A 3,048-nucleotide genomic window follows, 5' to 3' on the forward strand; every position below is an offset into this window, starting at 1 on the left:
AGCCCGCCCGCCAGCAGCCACTTCCCGGCCGGCGGGCGGGCACCCAGTTCGGCCCAGTCCCACGGCTCCCCGGCGCCCGGCACCGGTGCGTCGAGCAGCAGCAGCTCCTCGCCGAAGTCCCCGCAGTCCGCGCCGGCCGCCTTCGCCGCCGAGGTCGCCCGGATCAGCGGCAGTCCCAGGTCGGACAGCTCCGCGAAGGCGCCCGCCGGGTGGTTGCCGTGCAACTGCACCGCCCGGACCCCGGCCGCGCGCACCGCCGCGCGCACGTACGCGGCCGGCTCCTCCCGGAACACGGCCACTGTCAGCACCTCCTCGGGCACCGCCGCCACCAACTCCCGCACCAGCCCGGGCTCCACCCGGCGCGGGCTCTCGGTCAGCACGAAGCCCAGCGCGTCGGCACCGGCCGCGACGGCCGCGGCCACATCCACAGCGGTGCTCAGACCGCAGATCTTCACAAACATGTTCCCGGGCACTCCCCACTGGACGGCCCCGCCAGCGTAGTACCGGCGCCGGGGCGCGGGCACCCGCCCCGGCGCCGGGGGTCCGGCGGCCGCCGTCCGGCCGGTTGGTCCGGATGCCACGTGCGGGTGCAGCCCGACGACCCGACGGGAACGGTGGGGGGATGGACACCGTTGTCGTACTGGAATCTGACACACCGACCAATGTCCGGGTCCTGGGACCCGGCCGTAACCCGACCGATCCCGAGAGCCCGGTGCGCCGCGCGCACGCCGCCCCCGCGGAGGCCTCCGGCGTCTGCGGCCCCCGCACCCTGTGCGGGCTGGACACCTCCGAGATGACCCTCGCCCCGCACCGGTCCGGCCTGGACCGGCCGGGCTGGCACACCTGCAGCGTGTGCCGGACCAACGGGGAGGGGGCCGGGGCCGAGCGCCACCCGGCGAGCAGCTCCGCCGTCTGACACCCCACCCACCGGAAGATCTTCAGCACCCGCCGGTGAGACGACGTCACTTCGGCGGGTGAGAACCGAAAGATTTCCTGTTCTTGACCACACCCTGCTTGACCACACTCTCCTCGACCACGCCCTGCTCGACCACACCCTCCTGGCGGCCCAGCCGCCAGACCAGCTCCTCGCCGGTCCCGGCCGGGCGGCGGCGGTCCTCGGCGAAGCCCAGCCGGGCCGCGACGGCGCCGCTCGCGTGATTGGCCGGGTCGTGGGAGATCTCGACGTGGTCCACGCCCGGGAACCGGAAGGCCTCGGCGACCAGGGCACCCGCGGCCCGGGTGGCCACACCGCGCCCGGTGGCCACCGGATGCAGCCAGTAGCCGATCTCCATGACCCCGCCCGGACCGCCCTCCCGCCGGAACAGCTGGCAGGCGCCGACTATCGCCCCTCCGAGCACCACCGCGAAGGTGTAGTCCCGGCCCGCCTCCCAAGCCTCCTGGCGCCGCGCCAGGAATTCGGCGGTCCGCTCCGGGGTGTGCTCGTCGACCCACGTCATCCACGGTCGGAGGTGTCCCCGGGCCGTGTCGATGACCTCGAACAGCTCCGCACGGTCCCCCTCGGGATCGAAACGGCGAAGGGTCAGGTCATCCAGCTCGATCACCCGCGGCGGCATCTCCATTGGCGAAGGATCACCCCGATCGGCGCCGAGGGCAAGGGAATCCGGTCGGGTGAACAGGGTCGGCCGTCCGGGCGCGGGACGCCGACCGGGTGGTTCCCGGGTCACCCCCGGAGCCCCGGGGGCGGGCCGGTCGTTCTCACCGTGATGCGACTGCTGCTGACCTCCGACACCCACCTCCCGACCCGGGCCCGGGCCCTGCCCGCGCCGCTGCTCGACGCCCTCGACGAGGCCGACGTCGTGTTCCACGCCGGCGACTGGGTCGACACCGCCACCCTCGACCTGTTCCGGTCCCGGTCCGAGCGGCTGGTCGCCGTGCACGGGAACAACGACGGGGCGGCGCTGCGGGAGCAGCTGCCCGAGATCGCCCGGGTGCGGCTCCAGGGCGTCCGCTTCGCGGTGGTGCACGAGACCGGACCGGCCCGGGACCGGGAACAACGCTGCGAGGCCCGGTTCCCCGACACCGATGTGCTGGTCTTCGGGCACAGCCACATCCCCTGGGACAGCCTCGCGCCGGGCGGCCTGCGGCTGCTCAACCCCGGCTCGCCGACCGACCGGCGCAGCCAGCCCTTCGCCACTTACCTCACCGCCCGGCTGGACGACGGGCGGCTCACCGAGGTGCGGCTCCACCGGCTGCCGCCCCGCCGCTGAGCCGACCTCACGCCCTCACGCCCTGACGCCCTGACGCTCACAGACTTGCCAGGCCGCCCGCCGAAAGCGCGGACGGACAGCCCCGATCCTGGGAAACGGGGCCGTCCGGTCGGTCCTCGGGTGTCAGCTGCAGTGCGGGAGGGTGCTCGGCCCGGTGTAGCTGCCGTTGGAGAAGTTCCACGTCGGCGTTTCGCCGGAGCACGAGTGGCCGTTGGCGGTGAAGTTCCAGTTGCCCTTGTAGAGGCGGGTATTGGAAACACCGGTCACCGGGATGAAACCGGCGTCGAACCAATAGGTTCCGGCATTCAGAATCGGCCGGTTGCTGTTCGCCTTGTAGTCCGAGCTGGACTTCACGTCGACCTGGCCGAAACTCCAGTTGTTGACGTAGTTGGTGTTCCACAGATTGACCTCGGTGTAGGCACCGTTGCAGTTCCAGCCGAGGTAGAACTTACCGATCGTCTGCGTGCCCACCAGAATGTTCTGGATGGGCCCGAGCACCTGACCGCCGGCGGGACAACTCGCCGCCGAGGCCTGGGCGGAACCGGCTCCGACCATGACGGACGAGAGACCTGCCACGACCACCACGGCCGCCGCCGAGGCCGCGCGCACACGGGTACCGACTCGCATGATTTCCCCCTGGAAAGTCGTCGGGGCAGCCCCTGCCGCCCGTTGGCGCGGCCCATACTTCCACCGGCGTTACGCATGGTCCAGACCCGCATACGGAAAGTCTCGGCAAAGAGCGACGCGCGGACAACTCCGGACACAACGCCGCCAACAGGAAAAGCCGTCCCCCGGGCGCAACTGGAAGGCACCGACCTGG

5 protein-coding genes are annotated in these 3,048 nt (G+C 72.2%); 2 read left to right on the forward strand and 3 right to left on the reverse strand.

Translation table 11 applies throughout. The annotated features are described in order from the left end of the window. Positions 1-461: phosphoribosylanthranilate isomerase (locus VR45_RS33530; RefSeq protein WP_045943679.1), on the reverse strand; the 461-nt coding region annotated here is incomplete at its 3' end. Between the two features lie 161 nt (positions 462-622). On the opposite strand from VR45_RS33530, the gene VR45_RS33535 reads away from it, so the two are divergent. Further along, positions 623-916 carry a hypothetical protein gene (locus VR45_RS33535; RefSeq protein WP_159394449.1) on the forward strand — a complete coding sequence of 98 codons (294 nt, stop codon included), beginning with the start codon at positions 623-625 and terminating at the stop codon, positions 914-916. 46 nt (positions 917-962) lie between these two features. Here the strand turns inward: VR45_RS33535 and VR45_RS33540 are convergent, their stop codons facing one another. Next, positions 963-1,562 (reverse strand): GNAT family N-acetyltransferase, encoded by a 600-nt coding sequence (locus VR45_RS33540; RefSeq protein WP_234326423.1) that lies wholly within the window; start codon positions 1,560-1,562, stop codon positions 963-965. Positions 1,563-1,724: 162 nt separating this feature from the next. Here VR45_RS33540 and VR45_RS33545 point away from each other — a divergent pair, with 162 nt between their 5' ends. Further along, entirely contained in the window at positions 1,725-2,228 is a 504-nt protein-coding gene (locus VR45_RS33545) for a metallophosphoesterase (protein ID WP_045943677.1), read from the forward strand. Between the two features lie 123 nt (positions 2,229-2,351). Here VR45_RS33545 and VR45_RS33550 read toward each other — a convergent pair whose 3' ends face one another. Beyond that, positions 2,352-2,855: a hypothetical protein gene (locus tag VR45_RS33550; protein WP_159394450.1), complete on the reverse strand. Its 504-nt coding sequence runs from the start codon at positions 2,853-2,855 to the stop codon at positions 2,352-2,354. Between the last annotated feature and the right edge of the window lie 193 nt (positions 2,856-3,048).

It is taken from the genome of Streptomyces sp. NRRL S-495 (assembly GCF_000966955.1).
Taxonomy (GTDB): Bacteria; Actinomycetota; Actinomycetes; order Streptomycetales; family Streptomycetaceae; genus Kitasatospora; species Kitasatospora purpeofusca.

Coding starts and splice junctions, on each gene's coding strand:
- VR45_RS33535 (WP_159394449.1), top strand. CDS start 623: ATGGACACCGTTGTCGTACTGGAATCTGACACACCGACCAATGTCCGG.
- VR45_RS33550 (WP_159394450.1), bottom strand. CDS start 2,855: ATGCGAGTCGGTACCCGTGTGCGCGCGGCCTCGGCGGCGGCCGTGGTG.
- VR45_RS33545 (WP_045943677.1), top strand. CDS start 1,725: ATGCGACTGCTGCTGACCTCCGACACCCACCTCCCGACCCGGGCCCGG.